21 protein-coding genes are annotated in these 23,160 nt (G+C 42.8%); 10 read left to right on the top strand and 11 right to left on the bottom strand.

Annotated elements, in window-relative coordinates; translation table 11 throughout:
• Positions 1-11 precede the first annotated feature (11 nt).
• From atpD to Q0788_RS09860, 9 genes are all read right to left on the bottom strand, one after another.
• On the bottom strand, positions 12-1,445 hold the full coding sequence (gene atpD, locus Q0788_RS09900) for a F0F1 ATP synthase subunit beta (RefSeq protein WP_057761998.1): 1,434 nt from the start codon (positions 1,443-1,445) through the stop codon (positions 12-14).
• Between the two features lie 38 nt (positions 1,446-1,483).
• Positions 1,484-2,365 carry a F0F1 ATP synthase subunit gamma gene (gene atpG / locus Q0788_RS09895; protein WP_102093132.1) on the bottom strand — a complete coding sequence of 294 codons (882 nt, stop codon included), beginning with the start codon at positions 2,363-2,365 and terminating at the stop codon, positions 1,484-1,486.
• 216 nt (positions 2,366-2,581) lie between these two features.
• Positions 2,582-4,126 (bottom strand): F0F1 ATP synthase subunit alpha, encoded by a 1,545-nt coding sequence (gene atpA, locus Q0788_RS09890; RefSeq protein WP_057762002.1) that lies wholly within the window; start codon positions 4,124-4,126, stop codon positions 2,582-2,584.
• A gap of 93 nt (positions 4,127-4,219) precedes the next feature.
• Positions 4,220-4,843: a F0F1 ATP synthase subunit delta gene (locus tag Q0788_RS09885; protein WP_298810196.1), complete on the bottom strand. Its 624-nt coding sequence runs from the start codon at positions 4,841-4,843 to the stop codon at positions 4,220-4,222.
• A 13-nt stretch (positions 4,844-4,856) separates the two neighbouring features.
• Complete coding sequence (locus Q0788_RS09880; RefSeq protein ID WP_101205956.1) at positions 4,857-5,327, bottom strand: F0F1 ATP synthase subunit B; 471 nt, start codon at positions 5,325-5,327, stop codon at positions 4,857-4,859.
• A gap of 117 nt (positions 5,328-5,444) precedes the next feature.
• Entirely contained in the window at positions 5,445-5,693 is a 249-nt protein-coding gene (gene atpE / locus Q0788_RS09875) for a F0F1 ATP synthase subunit C (RefSeq protein ID WP_010197960.1), read from the bottom strand.
• Between the two features lie 33 nt (positions 5,694-5,726).
• A complete protein-coding gene (gene atpB, locus Q0788_RS09870) occupies positions 5,727-6,593 on the bottom strand; it encodes a F0F1 ATP synthase subunit A (protein WP_101205957.1) in 867 nt (288 codons plus the stop codon).
• Between the two features lie 676 nt (positions 6,594-7,269).
• Complete coding sequence (locus Q0788_RS09865) at positions 7,270-7,668, bottom strand: ATP synthase subunit I (RefSeq protein WP_057762011.1); 399 nt, start codon at positions 7,666-7,668, stop codon at positions 7,270-7,272.
• 277 nt (positions 7,669-7,945) lie between these two features.
• A complete protein-coding gene (locus Q0788_RS09860) occupies positions 7,946-8,839 on the bottom strand; it encodes a zinc ABC transporter substrate-binding protein (protein WP_298810192.1) in 894 nt (297 codons plus the stop codon).
• Positions 8,840-9,049: 210 nt separating this feature from the next.
• On the opposite strand from Q0788_RS09860, the gene Q0788_RS09855 reads away from it, so the two are divergent.
• The 6 genes from Q0788_RS09855 (at position 9,050) to gluQRS (ending at position 14,731) form a co-directional block, all read left to right on the top strand.
• Entirely contained in the window at positions 9,050-9,628 is a 579-nt protein-coding gene (locus Q0788_RS09855; RefSeq protein WP_298810190.1) for a Fur family transcriptional regulator, read from the top strand.
• A 72-nt stretch (positions 9,629-9,700) separates the two neighbouring features.
• Positions 9,701-10,498: a metal ABC transporter ATP-binding protein gene (locus Q0788_RS09850; RefSeq protein WP_298810188.1), complete on the top strand. Its 798-nt coding sequence runs from the start codon at positions 9,701-9,703 to the stop codon at positions 10,496-10,498.
• Positions 10,499-10,610: 112 nt separating this feature from the next.
• The gene (locus tag Q0788_RS09845) at positions 10,611-11,414 is read left to right on the top strand and encodes a metal ABC transporter permease (protein ID WP_298810186.1); all 804 of its coding nucleotides are present in this window, start codon (positions 10,611-10,613) and stop codon (positions 11,412-11,414) included.
• Between the two features lie 309 nt (positions 11,415-11,723).
• Complete coding sequence (locus tag Q0788_RS09840) at positions 11,724-12,563, top strand: metallophosphoesterase (protein WP_298810184.1); 840 nt, start codon at positions 11,724-11,726, stop codon at positions 12,561-12,563.
• Between the two features lie 492 nt (positions 12,564-13,055).
• The gene (gene dksA / locus Q0788_RS09835; RefSeq protein WP_057762021.1) at positions 13,056-13,493 is read left to right on the top strand and encodes an RNA polymerase-binding protein DksA; all 438 of its coding nucleotides are present in this window, start codon (positions 13,056-13,058) and stop codon (positions 13,491-13,493) included.
• Between the two features lie 242 nt (positions 13,494-13,735).
• Positions 13,736-14,731, top strand: a complete 996-nt coding sequence (gluQRS, locus tag Q0788_RS09830) for a tRNA glutamyl-Q(34) synthetase GluQRS (RefSeq protein WP_298810181.1) — start codon at positions 13,736-13,738, stop codon at positions 14,729-14,731.
• Between the two features lie 127 nt (positions 14,732-14,858).
• On the opposite strand, the gene Q0788_RS09825 is transcribed toward gluQRS, so the two are convergent.
• Together Q0788_RS09825 and murD are read right to left on the bottom strand one after the other, a co-directional pair.
• On the bottom strand, positions 14,859-16,055 hold the full coding sequence (locus Q0788_RS09825; RefSeq protein ID WP_179799106.1) for an FtsW/RodA/SpoVE family cell cycle protein: 1,197 nt from the start codon (positions 16,053-16,055) through the stop codon (positions 14,859-14,861).
• Positions 16,056-16,335: 280 nt separating this feature from the next.
• Complete coding sequence (murD, locus tag Q0788_RS09820) at positions 16,336-17,760, bottom strand: UDP-N-acetylmuramoyl-L-alanine--D-glutamate ligase (RefSeq protein ID WP_298810175.1); 1,425 nt, start codon at positions 17,758-17,760, stop codon at positions 16,336-16,338.
• 668 nt (positions 17,761-18,428) lie between these two features.
• On the opposite strand from murD, the gene Q0788_RS09815 reads away from it, so the two are divergent.
• The 4 genes from Q0788_RS09815 to Q0788_RS09800 all read left to right on the top strand — a co-directional run bounded on the left by Q0788_RS09815 (position 18,429) and on the right by Q0788_RS09800 (position 23,132).
• A complete protein-coding gene (locus tag Q0788_RS09815; RefSeq protein WP_298810173.1) occupies positions 18,429-19,928 on the top strand; it encodes a SulP family inorganic anion transporter in 1,500 nt (499 codons plus the stop codon).
• A gap of 161 nt (positions 19,929-20,089) precedes the next feature.
• Positions 20,090-20,944, top strand: a complete 855-nt coding sequence (locus Q0788_RS09810; protein WP_298810172.1) for a universal stress protein — start codon at positions 20,090-20,092, stop codon at positions 20,942-20,944.
• Between the two features lie 479 nt (positions 20,945-21,423).
• On the top strand, positions 21,424-21,762 hold the full coding sequence (locus Q0788_RS09805; RefSeq protein WP_010197981.1) for a P-II family nitrogen regulator: 339 nt from the start codon (positions 21,424-21,426) through the stop codon (positions 21,760-21,762).
• 107 nt (positions 21,763-21,869) lie between these two features.
• Positions 21,870-23,132: an ammonium transporter gene (locus tag Q0788_RS09800; RefSeq protein ID WP_114701807.1), complete on the top strand. Its 1,263-nt coding sequence runs from the start codon at positions 21,870-21,872 to the stop codon at positions 23,130-23,132.
• The last annotated feature ends 28 nt before the right edge of the window (positions 23,133-23,160 follow it).

The following is a 23,160-nucleotide window of genomic DNA, read 5'->3' as shown; positions in this document are numbered from 1 at the left end:
GCTCATACAACTTACGCTGACTTAGACTTCATTTTTTCAGCTTTAGCGACTACTTCATCGATGCTACCAGCCATGTAGAATGCCTGCTCTGGTAGGTCATCGTATTCACCAGCGATGATTGCTTTAAAGCTAGCAATGGTATCGCGTAGTGGTACGTATTTACCAGGTGCACCAGTGAAGACTTCGGCTACGTGGAATGGCTGAGACAAGAAGCGCTGAATCTTACGAGCACGATAAACAACCAGTTTATCTTCTTCTGATAACTCATCCATACCCAAGATAGCGATGATGTCTTTAAGCTCTTTATAACGCTGTAGAACTTCCTGAACACCACGAGCAACATTGTAATGATCTTCACCGATTACTTGTGGATCTAACTGACGTGATGTTGAATCCAATGGATCAACCGCAGGATAGATACCTTGTGATGCGATATCACGGCTTAGTACAACTGTTGCATCCAAGTGAGCAAACGTTGTAGCAGGTGATGGATCAGTCAAATCATCCGCAGGTACGTATACTGCCTGAACTGAAGTAATAGAGCCTGACTGAGTTGACGTAATACGTTCTTGTAGTAAGCCCATCTCTTCAGCTAGTGTTGGCTGATAACCAACCGCTGACGGCATACGACCAAGTAGTGCTGATACTTCTGTACCCGCTAGTGTATAACGGTAGATGTTATCAACAAACAATAGTACGTCACGACCTTTACCAGTAACAGGATCTTTGGTATCACGGAAGTACTCAGCCATGGTCAAACCAGACAGTGCAACACGTAAACGGTTACCCGGTGGCTCATTCATCTGGCCATATACCATTGCTACTTTAGACTTACTGAAATCTTCAGTGTTTACAACGCCAGCTTCCTGCATTTCGTGATAGAAATCGTTACCTTCACGAGTACGCTCACCAACACCAGCAAATACTGACAAACCTTCATGTTTTAGAGCGATGTTGTTGATCAGCTCCATCATGTTAACGGTTTTACCAACACCAGCACCACCGAACAGACCAACTTTACCACCTTTAGCAAACGGGCAAAGTAGATCGATAACTTTAATACCAGTTTCTAGTAGCTCAGTGCTGTTTGACTGATCTGCGTAGCTTGGCGCTTCACGGTGGATAGACCATTTCTCGTCAGCAACAACAGGACCTTCTTCATCGATAGGACGACCAAGAACATCCATGATGCGACCTAGCGTACCAGTACCTACAGGCACAGAGATAGGTGCGCCAGTATTAGTAACAGGTAGGTTACGCTTTAAACCTTCAGTTGAACCCATTGCAATAGTACGTACAATACCGTCACCCAGCTGTTGCTGTACTTCTAGGGTAGTTTCGGTACCATCTACTTGCAAGGCATCAAAAATTTGAGGAACTTCATTACGGTTGAACTCAACGTCAAGAACCGCGCCAATAATCTGTACAATACGACCGCTACTCATTGCGTTCTCCTTGAACTTCTATATATAGGTGTAGTCAATTATGAAACAGCAGCAGCACCGCCAACGATTTCCGAGATTTCTCGGGTAATCGCCGCTTGACGCAGCTTGTTATAAACCAACTGTAAATCGTTAATAAGGTCACCAGCATTATCTGTTGCCGCTTTCATCGCAACCATACGTGAAGACTGCTCAGAGGCAATGTTTTCCATTACCGCTTGATAAACAATCGACTCAATATAGCGACCAAGCAATTCATCAATCAACGTCTTGATGTCAGGCTCGTAGATATAATCCCAGCTAAGTTCTGTCTGTAGACCACTGTCTTCATCATCAAATGACTGCTCTGGTAGAGGAACCAACTGATTAACTGTTGGTTTCTGAGTCATCGCATTGACGAATCGGTTGTAGACCACATAGATACGGTCAATATTACCGTTACTATAGTCTTCAAGCATCGCTTGAACCGGTGCATTCAATTGTTCAAACGTTGGTTTATCGCCATAATCGGTCACAGCCGACGTAACTTTACCACCAAAGTTTTTGAAGAAACTCACACCTTTGGCACCGATGACTGCAAACTCAGCTTGTACAGACTGATCTTGATAATCTTGGATACTTTTAGTTAGGGCTTTGAATAAGTTAATATTCAAACCACCCGCTAGGCCACGGTCAGAGGTAATGACAATATAGCCAACCTTATTGACTGGACGCGATACCATATACGGATGTTTGTAGTCTGATGAGGCATGCACCAAATGTGAAATAACCCGGCGCATACTATCAGCATACGGGCGACCCACTTCCATGCGCTCTTGCGCACGGCGCATTTTACTTGCCGCTACCATTTGCATAGCACGAGTAATTTTCTGGGTGCTTTTAATACTGGTGACTTTGGCACGTATCTCTTTTAAGCTTGCCATAATGATTCCAATATAAGAGGGTTAAAAAGCATTGGCGCATGCGACAATCGTTTGATATACAACATCAGTCCTACAGAATAATATTTTATATCTTGTGGCATTACGCGATCTAATACCGATAATGGTTAAAACAGTGGCGCAAATATCTGGTCAGACAACGCGCCACTTTATCAGCTCTAAGCTACAGTTATAACCAATTCGGCTTAACCCGTTAAATTAATAACTGTGATTTTGTTTAAAGGTCTCTAGAGATGACTTTAAACGACCTGCGATATCATCATTGTAGTTCGCAGTGTCATCAATCTCACGCATCAATTCACTTTGCTCATCATGCATATAACGTAGGTACGCTTCTTCGAAAGAACCAATCTTTTCGACAGGTACGTCAGCTAAGAAGCCTTCGTTTGAAGCATAGATAACGGCTGCTTGCTCAGAGATTGACATCGGCTGATACTGCTTTTGCTTCATCAATTCAGTTACACGCTCACCATGATCAAGCTGCTCGCGAGTTGCGTCATCAAGATCTGATGCAAACTGAGCGAATGCTGCTAGTTCACGATACTGAGCTAGAGCGGTACGAATACCACCAGATAGCTTTTTGATGATCTTAGTCTGAGCGGCACCACCAACACGAGATACCGAGATACCAGCGTTTACTGCTGGACGGATACCTGAGGCGAATAAGCTAGACTCTAGGAAGATCTGACCATCAGTGATCGAAATCACGTTAGTTGGTACGAATGCAGATACATCACCAGCTTGTGTTTCAATGATTGGTAGAGCGGTTAAAGAACCAGTTTTACCTTTCACTTCACCGTTAGTGAACTTTTCTACATAATCAGCATTTACACGTGATGCACGCTCAAGTAGGCGTGAGTGTAAATAGAATACGTCACCAGGATAAGCTTCACGACCTGGCGGACGACGTAATAGTAGTGAAATCTGACGATAAGCAACTGCTTGCTTTGATAAGTCATCAAATACAATAAGTGCATCTTCGCCACGGTCACGGAAGTATTCGCCCATCGTACAACCTGAGTACGGTGCGATATACTGAAGTGCTGCAGGCTCTGATGCTGAAGCAACCACAACAGTGGTATATTCTAGTGCGCCAGTTTGCTCAAGCTTACGTACGACGTTAGCGATAGTCGAACGTTTCTGTCCGATAGCTACGTATACACATTTAATGCCTGACGCTTTCTGTGCGATGATCGCATCGATAGCCATTGCTGTTTTACCAGTCTGACGGTCACCAATGATAAGCTCACGCTGACCACGACCGATTGGGATCATGGTATCAACGGCTTTATAACCAGTCATTACTGGTTGATCTACTGATTGACGGTCGATAACGCCTGGAGCGATCTTTTCGACTTTATCAGTCATCTTGGCATCGATAGGACCTTTGCCATCAATAGGATTACCCAAAGCATCAACAACACGGCCTAACAGCTCAGGACCTACTGGTACTTCAAGAATACGACCAGTACAATAGGCTTTTTGACCTTCTTGCAGCTTTAGGTAATCACCAAGTACTACCGCGCCAACAGAATCACGCTCTAAGTTTAGAGCCATTCCGTAGATTTCGCCTTCAAACTCAATCATTTCGCCGTACATGGCATCTTCAAGACCATGAATCTGCACGATACCGTCAGATACTTTGACAATCGTGCCTTCATTCTTTGCAGTTGCACCCGCATCAAGGTCTTGAATACGCTGCTTAATCAGGTTACTGATTTCCGCTGGATTCAATTGTTGCATTGCCTTGTTTCCTTTAATTTATGATAACCCGCCCACTGACTTAATTGCTCTTATAATCATACAGTCAATATTTGACTGTATTGATGATTGGCATTAGGCAGTTAGCTGTGTTTTTAACTGTTGTAACTTGCCGCGCATCGAATCATCAATGACTTTGTCACCGACTTTGATTGTAGCGCCTGCCAATAGACTTGGATCAACTGATTCGTGAATCACTACACTAGCATTTAGCGAGGCAGCAAGACGCATTTGTAGCGTTTGACGCTGTTCATCAGTCAATGGGTAGGCAGAGGTCACATATGCGTCAAGCTGCTTTAAGCTTATTGCCTTGTGACGGCGATAATGCTCATAAACTTCAGGAAGCAGCGCCAGACGCTCTTGTTCTGATAACTGTTTAACGAAGTTACTAAGTGCTACTGATACTTTTGGATAGCTTACGTTACTGTCAAGGCTAGTCCCTTGAGCTTCGCTTAATAACTGCTTAAAAGCAGAATCATTAGCGCTAGCTACTTGCGTATCATAAAGATCGACCAAAGCAGCTGACTTATGCTCAGCAGAAACAGCTGGATTGTCTAGCCAAGTACTGAACGACTTGTCATTGACAACAGTGCTAGCAACAAGTAAGAAGTTTTCCCACTCGTTGACTGCGCCGTTTTCGTTGGCATAGTCAAACGCGGCTTTAGCGTACGGTCGTGCTAAGGTTGATAAGTCAGCCATTATATCCTCACAATTACAGCTTCGCCGCCAGTTGGTCTAACATACTGGCATGTTTTTGCACATCGACTTTGTCTTGCAAAATCTTCTCTGCACCAAGTACAGCCAGTTCAGCAACTTGGGCACGTAATGATTCACGTGCTTGATTGATTTCTTGATCGATAGATGCTTGCGCTTGTTGACGAATGCGCTCGCCTTCCGCTTGGGCTTGCGATTTTGCATCTTCGACGAGCTGATTGGCACTCTTGTTCGCTTGCTCGATTAGAGCGGCAGCCTTGGTCTTTGCAAGATCAAGTTCCTGCTGGACATTTTGCTCCGCGGTCGCCAAATCTGCTTTTGCTTTTTCTGCGGCATTCAGACCTTCAGCAATTTTACGCTGACGCTCATTGATGGCACCGATAAGTGGTGGCCACACGAATTTCATGCAAAAAATCACAAATATTGCAAAAGCAATGGCTTGACCGACGAGGGTAAAATTGATATTCACGTGATCACCTCTTTGTTAATGAAAAATCAGTTTCATTGATCATGTTTGGTAGTCAAATCTTGACTATATTTGATAGAAAGTCTCCGAATACCAAACATTTACAACTGAGCTTTCGGATTAACCTGCTAGAGGGTTAGCGAACAACAATAGCATAGCAATACCAACACCGATCATCGGAATAGCATCAAGAAGACCTGCTACGATGAACATACGAGTTTGCAATTGTGAGCCAAGCTCTGGTTGACGCGCAACGCCTTCTAAGAATTTTCCACCTAGAATAGCAAAACCAATACCTGTGCCAAGTGCGCCAAGACCGATAAGTAGTGCTACTGCGATAACTGTGTAACCACCTAATACTGGATCCATTGATGTATCCTCATTTACCTATTGAATGTCTAATTAATGTTCAGTTGATGATGCAAGCGACATGTAAACTATCGTCAGCATCATGAATACGAACGCTTGAAGTGTAATAACTAAGATGTGGAAGATAGCCCACGGTACCGATAACGCCCATTGAATCCAAAACGGCATTAGAGCAATCAGTATGAAAATCAATTCCCCAGCATACATGTTGCCGAATAGACGCAAACCAAGTGATACAGGTTTGGCTATTAAAGTAACTGCTTCTAGGATGAAGTTGATGGGAATCAAAATCGCTTGTACGATTGGGTTTTTGGCGCCAAACGGATGCAGTGTTAACTCACCGATAAAGCCGCCCAAACCTTTTTCTTTAATGCTATAAAAGATAATCAGTGCAAAGACAGAGAACGACATGCCAAGCGTGATATTAGGATCAGTCGTTGGAACAATCTTAAAGAAAACATGATGTGGATCATGGCCCATAGCGGCACCGATTTGCCCAGCAATACCTGGAATAAAATCAACAGGTATCAAATCCATCAAGTTCATCAAAAAGATCCAGACAAAAATGGTCAACGCCAATGGCGCAATCAGTTTTGATGTACCACTGTATGAATCACGAACGTTGTTATCAACAAACTCAACGATCATCTCAACTGCTGCCTGAGTTTTTCCTGGCACGCCTGAAGTGACTTTTTTGGCAACCATCCAAAAGACGGCGCAAAATAAGATACCTAGACCAATCGACCATAGCATAGAATCAAGATGGATAGCGTTAAAGCCCATTGCCCCTGCTTCTTCAGCAGTATGAGCAACTTTCCAACCTTCGCCCGGCAGATAGCCATACGTCCAATTCGTTAAGTGGTGAGAGATATATTCTGATGATGTTTGCTCGGATGCCATAATGTAAGCTTCTTATTAATCAACGATTTAATCAACTACCAAAAATATGGTTGTCATCTGATGAGGTGTAGTATTTATATCTATCTTGCTATTAAGCAAACAAATAAACCGTACTAAATCACTCATGTAACCAACAACATCCAACCCATAGTTCTATTACTAATATGCAGTATTTGATAGCGTAAGATAAATTTTAGCTATCAAAAAAGGGCTTATGATAACTCAGTAATAGCCCTTGCATTTTTATACGCAAAATTATTATATATGTGCTTGCCCACTGACCGTTTTTTACGATCGGCGCTTAATGTAGCGCTTATAAGCAAAATATTTAGCCGCCTATATTAATGCAGCGTTGTATTCGTGTAAAGTCAATTGTGATTTTTTTATCCACTGTATGAATAAGTTAGCCACCAGTTTTACTTGCTAATATAGCTACTAACCATAATCAGATAACCGTACTCTAATTATCAGCAATACAGATAGTTGAATAACCCCTACCCTCTCACTGCATACTACGTCTAACATTGAGACTCATAGTGCGGTCTTTATAATCACTGGTGCTATCCTAAGACAGCGTTGTGCTTCGACTTTTCGAACTAGTCATAGAGAAGCTGGACGGCAGGGTGACTTGCCAGTACTATTAATAAACCATCTGTTTAGCGATCATTTATTAGCGCTAGCGTATATGCCACAACATCCAACTGTGACTAATTTGCATTACCATAAAACCGATAAACAGCGCTGGCGCAGATAGGGGTTGTACGGTAATAAAAATTAGTGCAAAACCAAACACGGTCAATAACCATTTTGACATTTGACCCCGATATAGCTGGCTAACGATGTGTTGGCGCGCGCGATATCCGGTGTACCAAAAAATAAAAAACGCAAATACTGCTTGAGTGATAAAACTTAGTAGCGCACCAATTGCAGCGCTTTTTGCTATCGTAAGCTCACTATGTAGCCAAATAGTATCTACTAACCAAGCAATGATAATAAGGATAAATAGTATCCATGCTTGTCGTTTAATATAGATGCCAATCTTGTCTTTTTGCGTGCGTTTGGCAGGCTTGGTCATCGGTATTCCTATAGCCCTTACAGCATTGGGACAATATATCATACTTATGATAATTTTATCCGTGAATGACTTACTCTACAGGCATTACCTTTCGGCCAAAATAAAACGCTACTTATTATAGGTAGAGCGTAACTATTAAGCAAGTAAAATATGACTTTTATCAGTCACCTAACGCATTTTGCTAAGATTATTATATTATTTAGTCTGTAATAAATGCTTGAAGCGAAGCTATACAACCAACTCAAACAATCCTAGCAAATTGCTGTTTTTGACTATATTACGAGATACATTGATATATCTGTTTGGCCATATTCTGCCAACCGCTGATAAAGTCATCGCTACTACTCATATCTTCTGGCTGTACCGTACTCTTCACTGGTTGTAGCTTCGCAAGTAAGCCTTTCGCTGGCTCACTTGGACTAACCAAACACATTTGCTTGGCTGGGCGCTGCTCATTCAACCAACGGAGTTGGCTTGCTTTGGGTGAGAGATGATGATCTACGCTAAGGCTGCCAACGAGCGTTAAGTGTAAGCTATCTTCGATATATTGATAAGCATCATGATAAGCCCAATAAGGTCGTGTTTTTGAAGCACTTTGAATAGAGCTTTTCTCAAATGCAGTAACTGCTTTGTCTAGTTGCTGTGCAAATTTTTTCGCGTTGGCTTGGTATAGATCTTTATATTGCGGATTGGCATGGCTATGAATCACAGCCAATGCACGGGTAATGGCTTTGGCATTTTCAGGGTCTAACCAAATATGTGGATCTAGTGTACCCGTGATAGCGTCGCCCTTTACATCACGTAATGGATGTCGATTGAATGCATCAAACTCAAATAAAGCAATGGCATTTGGGGCTGTTTTTAAGCTCGCTGCTAGATTGTTTTCTAGCGGCTCACCGAACCATACCACGAACTTACTGTCTTTGATTGCTTTGATATCACCTGGGCTGATACTACCATGATGTCCCACCTCCCCCGCTTGCAATAGTCGATTGGCTGATGGTGCGCCTTCTGTTACTGCTTCACTTAACAAGAATAGAGGATAATTACTAACATTGACCGTTGCAGCTTGTGCATTCAGTGTGAAAGTTCCTAGAACTATCAGTCCTGTCATTAGCAAGCGCTGTAATTTGATAAGCGAACGTACGGAGTAAGTAAAAACAGCGTTCATAGTAAGCTCTTTTATTGTTAGATAACATTATTGGATAACGAAAGTATAAGTAATAGTGCCCTGCCCAACTCCTGTAAAAAGGGTAGATATACAAGACTACTATAAGACAATTCACTCAGTTCTTATTTTAGTATGTTATACTATAACAATAAAAAACGCTATCATAAAAAACGTCATGCGATTACCATGCTATTTTTAGGAGCTTGTACCATGTCTATTACTTCATCGATCTGCGAACATTTGCATGATGTGCAAGATCTGACTCCGCATGATGTTCATGAGCGCTTAGCAGCAGCTAAAGAGCATTGCCGTCTAAATGGCGCGCGCTTTACGCCTTTGCGTCAGCAGATATACCAATTGGTCTTAGAGGCGGATCAGCCCGTTGGCGCTTATGACCTAATCACTCAGTTGCAGCAAATGCGACTGTCTACACCTGATGACAGCGATATTCAAAAAGTAGCGAGCTCACCAACACTTTCGGTAGACACTAAGACAACCAAAAAACGAGCGCCAAAAAATGTCGCGCCGCCAACGGTTTATCGCAGTTTAGAATTCTTACTAAGTGAAGGGTTGATTCATCAATTAACCTCTATTAATGCTTATGTTCCCTGCTGTCATCCTCGTGCCCAACATACAGCCGCCTTTTTGATCTGCGATCAGTGTCAACGCGTGCAAGAATGCAGCAGTCTCCCAGTTCAGGAAATGATGAGCTTCGCCGAGCAAGATGTGGGGTTTGTGGTTGAGCGTAGTGTCATTGAGCTTAGCGGTCGTTGTCAAGCTTGCCAGTAGAGCTACTATAGTTTGTGTAAACGTTTTAAGCATGATTCGTCGATTGTCTATTTACCTATGCGTTGTCATATTATGAATACCTCTACCCTACCTTCTAATCAGTCGAATACCGCTGTTGCGAATAGCAGTACTGTGAGTAACGCTGACAAATTATTGAGCTTAAACAATATCAGTTACCATATTGGGCCTCAACGTCTGCTCTCTCACATCGATATTGACATTGCTGTTAACGAGACAGTCAGCCTTATCGGTCCCAATGGCGCTGGTAAGTCAACGCTAGTCAAACTCATCTTAGGCTTGATTGAGTCAACTGATGGCTCTATGACAGCACATCAGCCGCTACAGCTTGGTTACGTACCGCAGCGATTTACTGTGCCACCGATATTGCCATTGCGCGTTTGCGATTTGTTGGCGCAAGCAGATAAGAAACGTTTAACCTCTGAGCAGCGACAGTTTATCTTTGATAACTTATCATTAACCCACCTACTGTCACGGCAGATGTTGCATTTATCAGGTGGTGAGACGCAGCGCGTACTATTGGCCAGAGCGCTACTAGACAAACCCAACTTGCTTATCTTAGATGAGCCAATGCAGGGGCTCGATCCTGATACTGAAGTTTGGCTATATCAGTTCATTGATGAGCTACCGGATTTCTTACGTTGCGCCATGCTAGTGGTGTCTCATGATTTGCACTGGGTCATGAAAGGTAGCCGCCGCGTCATTTGTTTGAATAAGCATATTTGCTGTGAAGGACAACCAAGCGAGCTAGCTATTAGTACTGAATTTCAAAAGCTATTTGGTCATCATTATGAGCAGCCATACGTGCATCAGCCTCATGCCTGTGAACACCATGCTCCAAGCGAGCTATAGCGTCAGTAATTAAGGCTCAAAATCGCCAAAACCTAGATCATCAAAGCCGAAACTATTAAACATATAAATAATACGGCTCTACTCTATTTATAAAATTTTACGGACATTCATTATGACTGCTTGGTTAGCCATCATTGCACCTGCTTGGATCGCTGGCAGTATATTAGCGTTATTATCAGCGCCTTTAGGTTGCTTAGTATTGTGGCGGCGTATGGCGTTTTTCGCTGATGCCTTAGCCCATGGCACTTTGTTAGGTGTGGCTTTGGCTGTGTGGTGGCAACTGCCAATGGGTATCGGCATTGCATTAGTCAGTGTCATGGTCGTGCTGGGACTGGTCTTGATTGATGATGAGCGTCTGCCAGCGGATGCTGTATTGGCAGTCGTGTCAGTATCGCTATTATGCCTAGGCTTACTGGCTTTGACCCAATTGACTGACCAACAGGCCAATGTGCTCGGGTTTTTATTCGGCAATTTGCTAGATCTTGATTGGGCAGATTTGCCTTTGCTTGCTGGTAGCGTATTAGCTGGCTTGGGACTGCTTATCTATATTTGGCCTGCGCAAATCAAGCTTGCAACACATGAAGCATTGGCACGTATTCAAGGTATCAACCCAACACGGCAACGACTGTTCTTTATGGGTGTACTGGCAGGGTTTTGTGCGATTGCATTACAGGCGGTTGGCAGTCTATTAATTAGCGGATTATTAGTGCTACCTGCACTGACCGCACGTCTATGGTCAGCATCGCCAAAACAAATGGTGATTATAGCGTTGATAATCGCTCAACTGGGTGTGACACTTGGTGTGTGGGGTAGTATCTGGCTAGATATTCAGACAGGTCTTTCTATCGTCTTGATATTAGCTGCTTTATTTTTTACTGCACTCATTTTTTCGAAGTTAATAAAGATAAAACTTTAGTTAGCGTCGCTGTAAATACGTTATAATAAATAAAACATGACTGTTTTTCGCTATCTTTTTGTTCGACTTTATTTTATTAATATAATGAATACTTTAGCTCGATAATACTATAAGTCGGCTCTAACTTTGATATTACTAGTTGATAGTATAAATATCGTTGATTAGAGTCAAAGTAAGCTCTAGGCAAACACTGTGCTCTTCTATAGTAGATTCATGATAATTATAAATACCCAGTGAAAAATAGTAGCTCATTTATCCATACTCGCGCTAACAATACTTATTGTTGTGATTCGATAAGGGACTGAACCAATGCCAAACTATCCTGCCAATAAGTTAAGCACCTCTGATAAAACGATAAATATTTTACAGATTACTGATTTGCATTTATCGACGCCTGTCTTTGTTGATGAGAGTAGTACCTATAGTGATGACGTGGCTTGTCAGCATAGTTTTGAAGCAGTGCTCCAGCAGGCACTGAGTGAAGATATTCGCTGTGATTTGATTATTGTAACCGGTGACTTGGTCAATCGAGTAAAGTCCTCAATTTATGATCATATCTTTACTGTATTACAGGCGACTCAGATTCCTTTTGCTTGTATTGCTGGTAATCATGATGTGACGGACGAGAACGGTAAAGACTTGCCGTTTTTTCAACGAGAGCTTGTTGCTCAGCCTGCTGACTCACGTTTGTTAAGTCGTCATGTCATTGAGACTGAATACTGGCAGCTATTGTTATTAGACTCCTCCATTTCTGGTAAGGTCGCAGGCGAGATCACGCCCACTGATATCAATTGGTTATGTGAGAGACTCAGCACCTGTGATAAGCCCGCATTAATCGCCCTACACCACCATATTGTTCCAGTTGATTCTGACTGGATTGATACCCATATGGCAGAAAACACTGAGAGTTTTTGGCAGCATATGGCACCATTTGAACAGCTACAAGTGGTGATCAGTGGACATACTCACCAAGAGCAAGTTCGACTGCGCCAAGGCGTCACGGTATATAGCACGCCATCTACCTGCTATCAGTTCAAACCTTATGAAGATGATTTTTCTTATGATGAATATGCTTTACCAGGATATCGCTGGTTGCAATTAGCCAACAATGGAACAGTTGCAAGCTGGGTTGAAAGACTGGATACTTGACGCCCAGAATTATTGGGAATAGTATAACCCTTAGCCCTTTATACTTATAGCTTTCGTCAATAATTCCTAATCAAAAATGCAGTGATGAACAAATAAAATATGCATTCAATATAAAAAATCACTTCATTATTATTACAAACAATGATACAACTTATGAAATAAAGCAAGGGTGGCCCAATATCTAATATGAAGTCACTGCACGATAGCTAGGATGGCCCATTAACCACAAGCTCAGTTTTCACAATCAATGACCTATGGCATGCTTTAGACAGTATTATTGAAACCGAAGTTTATATAACAACCTACCTAACAATCGGTATATAACTGTCAGGATATAAAGTCTACGATATTATTTGATCAGCTGTGTTACTTGTATTACCAAGTGGTGAAACGTTTGATAAAAGGACAAATTGTAGCGTTTGTAGCATTAATAACGTCTTGTCTTTTGATACGTCGTTTTATTGAATTAATTTGAAAAAGTAGGATACCCATATGAGCACCCTGACCACGAATCCGAGTGAAGTTAAATTTACTCCTTATGTGCCGGCCAAAGACGAAGAGTATATGTCTGATGCGCAGTTGGAGCACTTTAAGGCTATTTTATTGGATTGGAAAAACCAACTGATTGGCGAAGCGGATCGTACTAAAAACTACATCCAAGATGAGTCAAGCGCCATGCCAGACATCAATGACCGTGCCACTCAAGAAGAAGAGTTTGCATTGGCATTACGTACTCGTGACCGTGAGCGCAAACTTATCCGCAAAATCGACAAATCTATGTTAGAAATCGAAAATGATGACTATGGATTTTGTGAGACTTGTGGTGTAGAGATTGGATTACGTCGCCTTGAAGCACGTCCAACTGCTACCCAATGTATCGACTGCAAAACCTTATCTGAAATCAAAGAACGTCAAAACCAAGGCGCTTAGATCAGATACTACAGATATAAATGTAAGCAGAAGCGACCTTATAATAGGTCGCTTTTTGTATTTTAGACTGTCACTATTTTGCTGCGTTACTGACTTTGCTCTAAAAAATATAATCGCTTGAATAATGACATGACTAACAAAATAATCTCATTTAATGAATATCTTTTGTTACTCATATTTATTATTCTATCTTTATTACCTTTTATAGACAGCCATTTATTTTGAAAACAATGCCTACCGCCATGCCGACTCAAACGCCACCATCACAGCCCATTGGCCGCTTTGCGCCTTCACCAACGGGTGAGTTACATCTTGGCTCTCTAACCACCGCGCTTGCCAGCTTCTGCCATATCAAATCAATCGGCGGTAAGTGGCTGTTGCGTATGGAAGATACCGATACTGAACGCTGCGATAGACAGTTCACTGAGCAAATTTTGATGGATCTTGAGGCACTTGGATTGCATTGGGATGGTGATGTTATTTATCAGTCTGAGCGCATTGATATCTACAACGATTATCTATCATCATACCTAGGGCCGTTGACCTATGGCTGCCAATGCTCCCGTAAAGACTTAGAACAGTACTGGGCGCAAGAAGAGATAAGTAGAAACCATAGTCTTGCTAGTTTAGCTGCGGCGACCGACCAAAAATTATTAAACGAACAGGTTTCGTCAGTTGACCAAGTACAACCAAATAGGCAGCGGTATCCGCGGCGCTGTGTGGCAGCTGACCTTGATAGACAGCAGCATAAGCTACGTATTCAACTACCAGACTATCGGATTGGCTTCAATGATGGTATTCAGGGACTACAATGGGATAATCCGCAGCAGACACTAGGCGATATGGTCGCTCGTCGTCAAGATGGTATGATTAACTATATACTGGCAGCCAGTCTTGATGATGGTCTACAGCAGGTTACTCATATCATGCGTGGTCTTGATATTTTACCTATGACGACGGCGCAAATCGGTATCATGCAAGCCACGCGCCTACCCACTATTGACCAATGGTATCATCTGCCATTGATTAGTAATGCTGATGGCCAAAAGCTCTCTAAGCAAAACCTTGCTCAACCCATCGACACATCAGACCCGAGTCAACTTATCGCTGAAGCCCTATCGCTACTGCAGCAACCAAAGGTCGATATCGATACCCCAGAAAATATGCTCAAACAAGCCATTGCTCAATGGGAGAATACCCCACTACAAGGCAAGCAACAGTTAAACCTGTCTTATTAATGAGAGTTCAAAAGCTACAAATAGACAATAAAAAGCGCCACTATGAGTGACGCTTTTATTCCAATATTTCGCAATACTATTTACCGAAAATCTGAATCTATGCAAAGACTATTATATATAGAGCCTATTAGTAATAACGGCATTGGCTTTTTTCTATTTCAGGGCTTTCTTTATATATCTTCAATAATAGCGCGACCATAACCAAGCTAATCAACATAGACGATCCACCATAACTAAAGAACGGCATAGTGAGACCTTTGGTTGGAATGGCGCCCATATTCATCGCAGCATTAATAATCGTCTGGGCAATAAATACCACCCCGATACCGAAAGCGGTATAGCTCATACGCATTTGACGACGTTTGAGCGCATTGTAACTGATACGCATCGCACTACCGATGATCAACGCTTCAAGTATCAGTACCATGCTGACACCGACGAACCCCAACTCTTCACCCGTAATAGCTAATAAGAAATCCGTATGCGCCTCAGGCAAATGCGACAGTTTCTGTACACTTTCGCCATAGCCGACACCCGTGAACTGGCCACGACCAAAGGCGATCAAACTACGTGCCAACTGATAATCAGTATCTTGCACATCGTCAAATGGATCCATAAACGACATCACACGCACCAATCGGTACTCTGCCGTAGTCACCATCAATACCGCCCCGCCGATGGCAGCAGCACCCAAGGCTAAGAAGTGCTTATAAGGTGCCCCAGCGATATAAAAAATCGCGAACAGCGTACCAATAATGACGACAAAAGAACCAAAATCTGGCTGCGACAATAGCAGTATCGTTATCAGCGCCACTACCAACATAATTCGTAAGAAACCGTCTAGGCCATTACGAACTTCAAAAGATCGGCGCACCACAAAGTCAGATACAAACACAATCATGACCAGTTTGGCTAACTCGGCTACCTGAAAGTTAAAACCACCTACCGTAAGCCAGCGTTTGGAACCATTGATTGGTGTGCTAAACAATGTAGCAACAAGTAATAGCCCCGTGATGCCCAACAAAGCAAACTGGGTCTCGGTCTTATATAGTGTACGTAAAGACACGCCATAATAAGGGATGACCGCAACGATTAAACCAATCGTCATATACAACAGCTGGTTTTTGAAAAAATACAGCTCGGTCATACCACGGCTAAGCGCAAAAGGGATAGAAGCAGAAGCAACCATCAGCAAGCTAAGCACCATCATACAGCCGACGCTTGATAACAAAATTGCGCGCGCTGATGGCATAGACAGAACACCATCTGAGCCAGAGGTTTGCTTGGTTTGGGGCGAGGAACGAAAAAAAGAAGAGAGCGCCATAATTTTATATACACTAACAAACGAAAAAACACGGCGTCTATGAAACGCCACCGTTTAAAAAATCATAAAATAAATCGTACTAGATAGATGGTGATAGAAAGCCTTTAACCCTCGGCAAACGCCTTAGCTAGCACCTATTTCAGTAATCAAGATTATATGCTTGACAGTAGCAGCAATCTATAAGCAAAACAATCATTTATCCAGAAAATACTGGCTGTTGCTAAAGACGCGATATGCGCTATGCCAATCTATATAACTGATTGACCTATTCGGCTACCTATCAAGCTTCTGATTGTGCGGTGTCTAATTGATTAACCAATTGGCTAAAGTGGTCACCGCGAGCCGCATAACCGCTATATTGGTCAAAGCTAGCACAGGCAGGTGACAACAATACAGCCTGCACTTGCGATAAACTACTGGTAGTGACTTGTTGGATAGTCGCAAAGGCATTCTCTAATGTCTGACACTGATGTAGTGCGACATCATCACTCAATTTCGCAGCTCTTAGATGTTGTTCAATCTGCTGACCATCTTCACCAATAAACAAAACTTGGCTCACGTATTTATTGATAAAAGGCGTTAATTCACCAAACTGTTGCCCTTTGCCTTGCCCGCCTAAGATTAATAATAGCTTACCGTCTTTTGGCGTATAGACTGCACCCAAGCCTTCGATAGCGGCCATGGTCGAACCAATATTGGTGCCTTTAGAGTCATTGAAATAATCAATGCCAACAGCATTAGCCACATATTGGCAGCGGTGTTCAAGGCCTGTGAACTGCTGCAAAGTGGTCAACATACTCTCTAGCGGTAATCCTGCAAGCTCGCCAAGTGCTAGAGCCGCTTGCGCATTCAGTAGATTATGACGACCTTTAATCAACAGTTTGTCTGCCGACAGTAATCTTTCTGTACCACGAGCAAGATAAGTTTGACCTTCTGTGTCGGTAATCAGACCATACTGACCTTTATCAGGGGCATGAATACCCGTACTAATTCTCGGTAGGTTGTCTGCGACCAATGGACGAGTAAGCGCATCTTCGCGGTTAATCATTACCGACTTGGCACCTTGGAAGATACGGTGTTTGGCTTGATGGTAGCCAAGCATATCTCCATGACGATCTAAATGATCAGGCGACATATTGAGCACAGTCGCTACTTTTGCGCCCAAGTTAGTGACGGTTTCTAATTGGAAACTAGACAGCTCAAGCACCGCAAGTTCCATATCAGGATTGTCTAGCAATGTTAAAGCGGGTACACCGATATTGCCACCAACACCCACGTTAACGCCAGCATCAGCTGCCATTTGACCAACTAACGTAGTGACCGTACTTTTAGCGTTAGAGCCTGTAATCGCTACGATGGGTACGGTACACGCTTCACAGAACAGTTGAATATCACTAACTACAGGAATATTGGCTTGGCGAGCAGCAGCCACAGCGGCAGTTTCGAGAGAAATACCTGGGCTAATAATAATACGTGCCGCTTGCTGCAATAAATCGGCATCTATCGCACCAAACTGACGAATCTCAATCTCGGCTGGCAACTGATCGGCCAACTTAGGGGTAACTTGAGCATCAGTGACTGCGACTTGATAGCCTTGCTTGGCCAGATAATGCGCAACGGACAATCCAGACTGCCCCAAACCAACTACGACTTGTAGACCACTACCCTTATGAAGTAAGGCTTCTGTTGCTTTATTAGTGGTCATATCTATTCCTTCTATTAAACGAGAAAAATTGCATCAAATAAGTCTGCTGTATAGCAATACTAATCAACGCCGCTAAGATGTGCAGCATCTTAACGCCATCGTTCAGATTTCGGTACTGATTTTTTATGACTTTATGCTATTATTCGCCTGTTTTTATATTAAGTGGCTAATGCTATAATAGTCAGCTTGATTAATATTTATCAGTATTTTGCTGAGCACATTGCTCAAGCATTTTAGTTTAGCATGTTGTCACATTTATCGCGCTATTGTCACGCCTATTCATTAACGATTCTTGTTGTGATAAGGGTGTATCAGACAATTTTGATAATTTGACGAGTGATATATCACCTTCTACTACAGCAAGTGATTGCTGACTCTATATATTATTGTAGGTACATCTATCTAGTTGCCTATTTTAAGCAATCTTTTAAAAAATATTTTTAGGTAATTTACTGCCCTTATCATCGTATTGATTATTGATGAGCGTATTTTTGATACCAAAAAAATCAGTAGATACTTTGGTTATTAGTTTCTCACAATTCAACACAGCAACATGACCTAGTGCATGTTGAAGTAAAAGAAAAATGAATAGCTATTATTAGCGACGCGATCATTTTATAAATGAGTAATGATTACTTTTTTTGCCTCTAACCCTATGTAGTTTACTTATGACATCTTTTATTGATAACTTGCGTGACGAGTGGTTTTCCAATGTTCGCGGTGACGTTTTATCGGGTTTGGTTGTAGCCCTAGCTCTTATTCCAGAAGCCATTGCCTTTTCTATTATCGCTGGTGTTGATCCAAAGGTTGGCTTATATGCCTCATTTTGTATCGCGGTAGTGATCAGTTTTGTCGGTGGTCGTCCAGGTATGATTTCGGCAGCAACTGGCGCGATGGCATTGGTCATGGTCGATTTGGTTGCTGACCACGGTCTGCAATATTTGCTTGCCGCAACTTTGCTTTGTGGTGCCATTCAGGTCGTGATGGGCATTCTAAAACTTGGGAATCTGATGCGCTTTGTTTCTCGCTCAGTGGTTATCGGTTTCGTCAATGCTTTAGCAATATTGATCTTTGCCGCGCAATTACCAGAACTGAACCCAATGACTGAGCGTGTCGGCATGACCGTTTATATCATGACGGCAGCTGGTTTGGCGATTATTTATCTGTTTCCACTTATCCCTAAAATCGGTCGCATCGTTCCTTCACCGCTTGTTTGTATTGTAGGTTTGACCGCTGTTGCAATGTATATGAATCTCGATATTCGCAACGTTGGTAGCATGGGTGATTTGCCAGATTCATTACCAGTATTCTTGTTACCTGACATTCCGTTAAACCTAAATACCTTGCTGATTATTGCGCCATACTCTATCGCGCTTGCCATCGTTGGTCTTTTAGAGTCTATGATGACAGCGACGATCGTCGATGAATTGACTGATACCCCAAGTGATAAAAACAAAGAGTGTCGTGGTCAAGGTATGGCCAACGTTGTGTCAGGTTTCTTTGGCGGTATGGCAGGCTGTGCGATGATTGGTCAGTCAATGATCAACGTCAAATCGGGTGGTCGTACGCGTCTGTCTACTTTGATGGCCGGTGTCGTCCTTCTGATTATGGTCGTGTTCTTGAGCGAATGGGTCAGTCAAATTCCAATGGCAGCCTTGGTTGCAGTCATGATTATGGTATCGATTGGTACGTTTAACTGGCAATCTATTCGCGAGTTTAAGACGCATCCAATGTCATTTAATATCGTTATGCTGGCGACTGTACTGACTACTGTCTTTACTCACAACTTGGCTTACGGTGTCGGCGTAGGTGTCTTACTATCTGCCTTGGCATTTGCCAATAAAATTGGTCAGTTCTTAACGATCTTTAGTGAATACGATGACAGCAGCAATACCCGTTACTATTATGTTCAAGGGCAGGTATTCTTTGCCTCTACCACCCAGTTCTTGCATAGTTTCGATACCAAAGAAGCTGTAGATAGTATTCAGATTGATGTAAGCCAAGCGCATTTTTGGGATGTCAGCGCTGTTGATACCTTAGACAAGCTAGTGATGCGCTTGCAACGTGAAGGTATTGATGTCAAAGTGGTAGGACTCAACAATGCGAGTCGAACACTGATTGATCGCTTCTCTATTCATGACCGCCGAGACATTGGCTTGTTAGACTAAGCGAATCTATGCGGTTGCCATGTGGCTATATTCTTAGTCTATGGCTAATGTATCGGATATTAATAGACAGTTATATTGGTAAAAGAGTTGGATGTATTTTGCATACGCCAACCATAAACTGAGATAGCCGATTTTTATTATTAAAATGATGTGGTCGTTTTATGAGTAATTTAAAACCAGATAGTGTGATTGCTTGCTTGGACTGTCCTGATCATGTTCAAGCGGTACTAGAGGCCAGTATGTGGGCTTCTATTCGCCTGCGCGCGCCTGTTGGCTTATTGCACTCGATGCCAAGCTTGCAGCAAAAAGCCGCTATTAATTATTCTGGTTGCCTAAATATTGATGACGAAAATGCTTTGCTAGAACAGTTCACATCCAAAGAACATCTGAGCAACTGTGAGCTAAAAGCACAGGGCCGATTGCTATTATCTCAAGCAACCTCGTATTGTGAGCAGCAACGCCATAAGCTAAAGACATATACACTACATCGTCACGAGAACCTCAATCAGAGCATTGATTACGTCGATGACAAAGCACAATTGATCGTTATAGGGCATCATGTCACTTGCAAATCAACATTGAGCCAACTCATTCGAGTCAGTCACTGCCCCATTTTGGTGACACATGCACCATTTTTGCCCCCTACTACTGCTTTATTCGCGTTTGATAACAGTCCGACGTGCCATAAACTACTAAATTGGCTGTGTAAAACGCCACTGGTGCGTGCACTAACGGTTCATATTGTGATGGTCGGCAAGGAAACTTCTGATAACTGTGATGCGTTGCGTGAAGCCTACGCCAAGCTCAAACAGGCGGGTATCAAATCCAAAAAGACATTGCTTGACTGCCGTGATGTTGCAGCAGCTTTGAACTACTATCAAAACCAGCATGATATCGGTTTACTTATGACTGGGGCTTTTGGCCAATCTCGTCTACGCGAATTACTACAAGGTAGTGATACAAAAAAGCTATTGGTCAGCACAAAAACCCCTTATCTACTATTTCCTAAAGCATAACGACGTATATATAAACACGCCCAAACCCTTTATCTACCCAAGCACAGGGGTCTGACTACTATGTTAGGCTCTGCCGCTTATCTCTACTTTCTCTCTACCTTCCCGCCATTCATCTTTGATACGCTTGCATGAAACGGCCAAGCTAACAACCAAACTCAAGTTAGCAAATCGTCACATGAAATAAAGGGATAGCCTCCCCAAGCACTCAAAAAGTTGGTTATAATAAAGTTTTCGTTAACCAAACGCTAAAGATTGATTCACCTTTATTATGCTTGTAGCGATGGCTCTAATCGTTGCATCGTAGCCCATATTCTATGTTACTACTGTCGTTACTTTTTAATGAACAATACCAATTCTACCTCCCCCCTTGAGTAGGTTGGCACGGTTCTTGAATAACTTACAGTAAGCAAGGCAGAGATATGATGATGCACCATAGTACTTCTATCAATCTGCGGCATCACACAAATAAGGAATTTTTTATGAAGCTAATCACTGCGATCTTAAAACCGTTTAAGCTCGACGACGTGCGTGAAGCGCTTTCCGACATCGGTGTTAAAGGTGTCACTGTCACTGAAGTCAAAGGTTTCGGTCGTCAAAAAGGTCATACAGAGCTCTATCGCGGCGCAGAATACGTGGTGGACTTTTTACCTAAAGTAAAAGTCGAAGTCGCTGTGATCGACGAGATGGTTGAGCCTGCTATCGAGGCAATCACTCGTATCGCTAGCACTGGTAAGATTGGTGATGGCAAGATTTTCGTCACTGCACTTGAGCAAGTTATCCGCATCCGTACGGGTGAAACAGGACCTGACGCTATCTAAATTTGAAGACCTACCTACGGGCATAAACTTATAGGTACAGACTCTTACAGCATTTTTATCTATCGGTAATGCCGATATCTATATTATAAATTCAAGGGGGAATTTAAATGGAAAGTCAAATCTTTGAGCTCCAATATGCGCTCGATACGTTTTACTTTTTGATATGTGGTGCGTTGGTCATGTGGATGGCAGCAGGCTTCACTATGTTAGAGGCCGGACTGGTCCGATCAAAAAATACAGTCGAAATCTTAACCAAAAACGTCGCACTATTTGCAACGGCTAGTATCATGTATATGGTATGCGGCTATGCGATTATGTATGGTGGCGATCTATTCTTAAGCGGAATTGCAGGCGGTGATACGTTAGTAGAAGACGCTCTAGCAGCCTCTGCTGAAAACGGCTTCGGTGGCGACTCTGTCTACTCTGCCGCATCAGACTTTTTCTTCCAAGTAGTCTTTGTAGCAACCTGTATGTCAATCGTATCAGGTGCTGTTGCTGAGCGCATGAAACTGTGGTCATTCTTATTGTTTGCTGTGGTCATGACTGGTGTTATCTACCCACTAGAAGGTAGCTGGACATGGGGCGGCAACGATGTCTTTGGCCTATTCAACCTAGGCGACATGGGCTTCTCTGACTTTGCAGGCTCTGGCATTGTACATATGGCAGGTGCAGCAGCAGCTCTAGCAGGTGTATTACTCTTAGGCTCACGTAAAGGTAAATATGGTCCTAATGGAGAGATACGCGCTATTCCTGGTGCTAACCTACCATTGGCGGCACTCGGTACACTAATCTTATGGATGGGTTGGTTCGGTTTCAACGGTGGTTCAGTGCTTAAATTAGGCGACATCGCTAGCGCTAACTCTGTTGCGATGGTGTTCCTAAACACTAATGCAGCGGCAGCTGGTGGCGCAGTGGGTGCTTTATTACTAGCACGCGTCATCTTTGGTAAAGCCGATCTAACCATGCTCCTAAACGGTGCACTAGCTGGTCTAGTAGCCATTACTGCTGAGCCTTCAACCCCTTCTGCACTACAAGCCACTATCTTTGGTCTTATCGCCGGTATCATTGTAGTGTTATCAATCTTAGCCTTAGACAAAATCAAAATTGATGATCCAGTTGGTGCAATCTCAGTTCATGGTGTGGTCGGTCTATTTGGCCTGTTAATCGTACCTATTACTAACCCAGCATCTACCTTTATCGGTCAGATTGTGGGCGCTGCAACCATCTTTGCTTGGGTATTCATTGCCAGCCTAGTGGTTTGGTCTATCATCAAGCTGGTTATCGGTCTACGTATCTCTGAAGAAGACGAGTACGAAGGTGCTGATATTGCAGAATGTGGTATGGAAGCTTACCCAGAATTTATAAGATAAGCTCCTTTTTAGTAAGCTAAAGATTTAT

It is taken from the genome of uncultured Psychrobacter sp. (assembly GCF_947500265.1).
Classification (GTDB): Bacteria; Pseudomonadota; Gammaproteobacteria; order Pseudomonadales; family Moraxellaceae; genus Psychrobacter.
The sequence above is the reverse complement of the archived record's forward strand: the minus strand, read 5'-3'. Positions and strand labels throughout refer to the sequence as shown.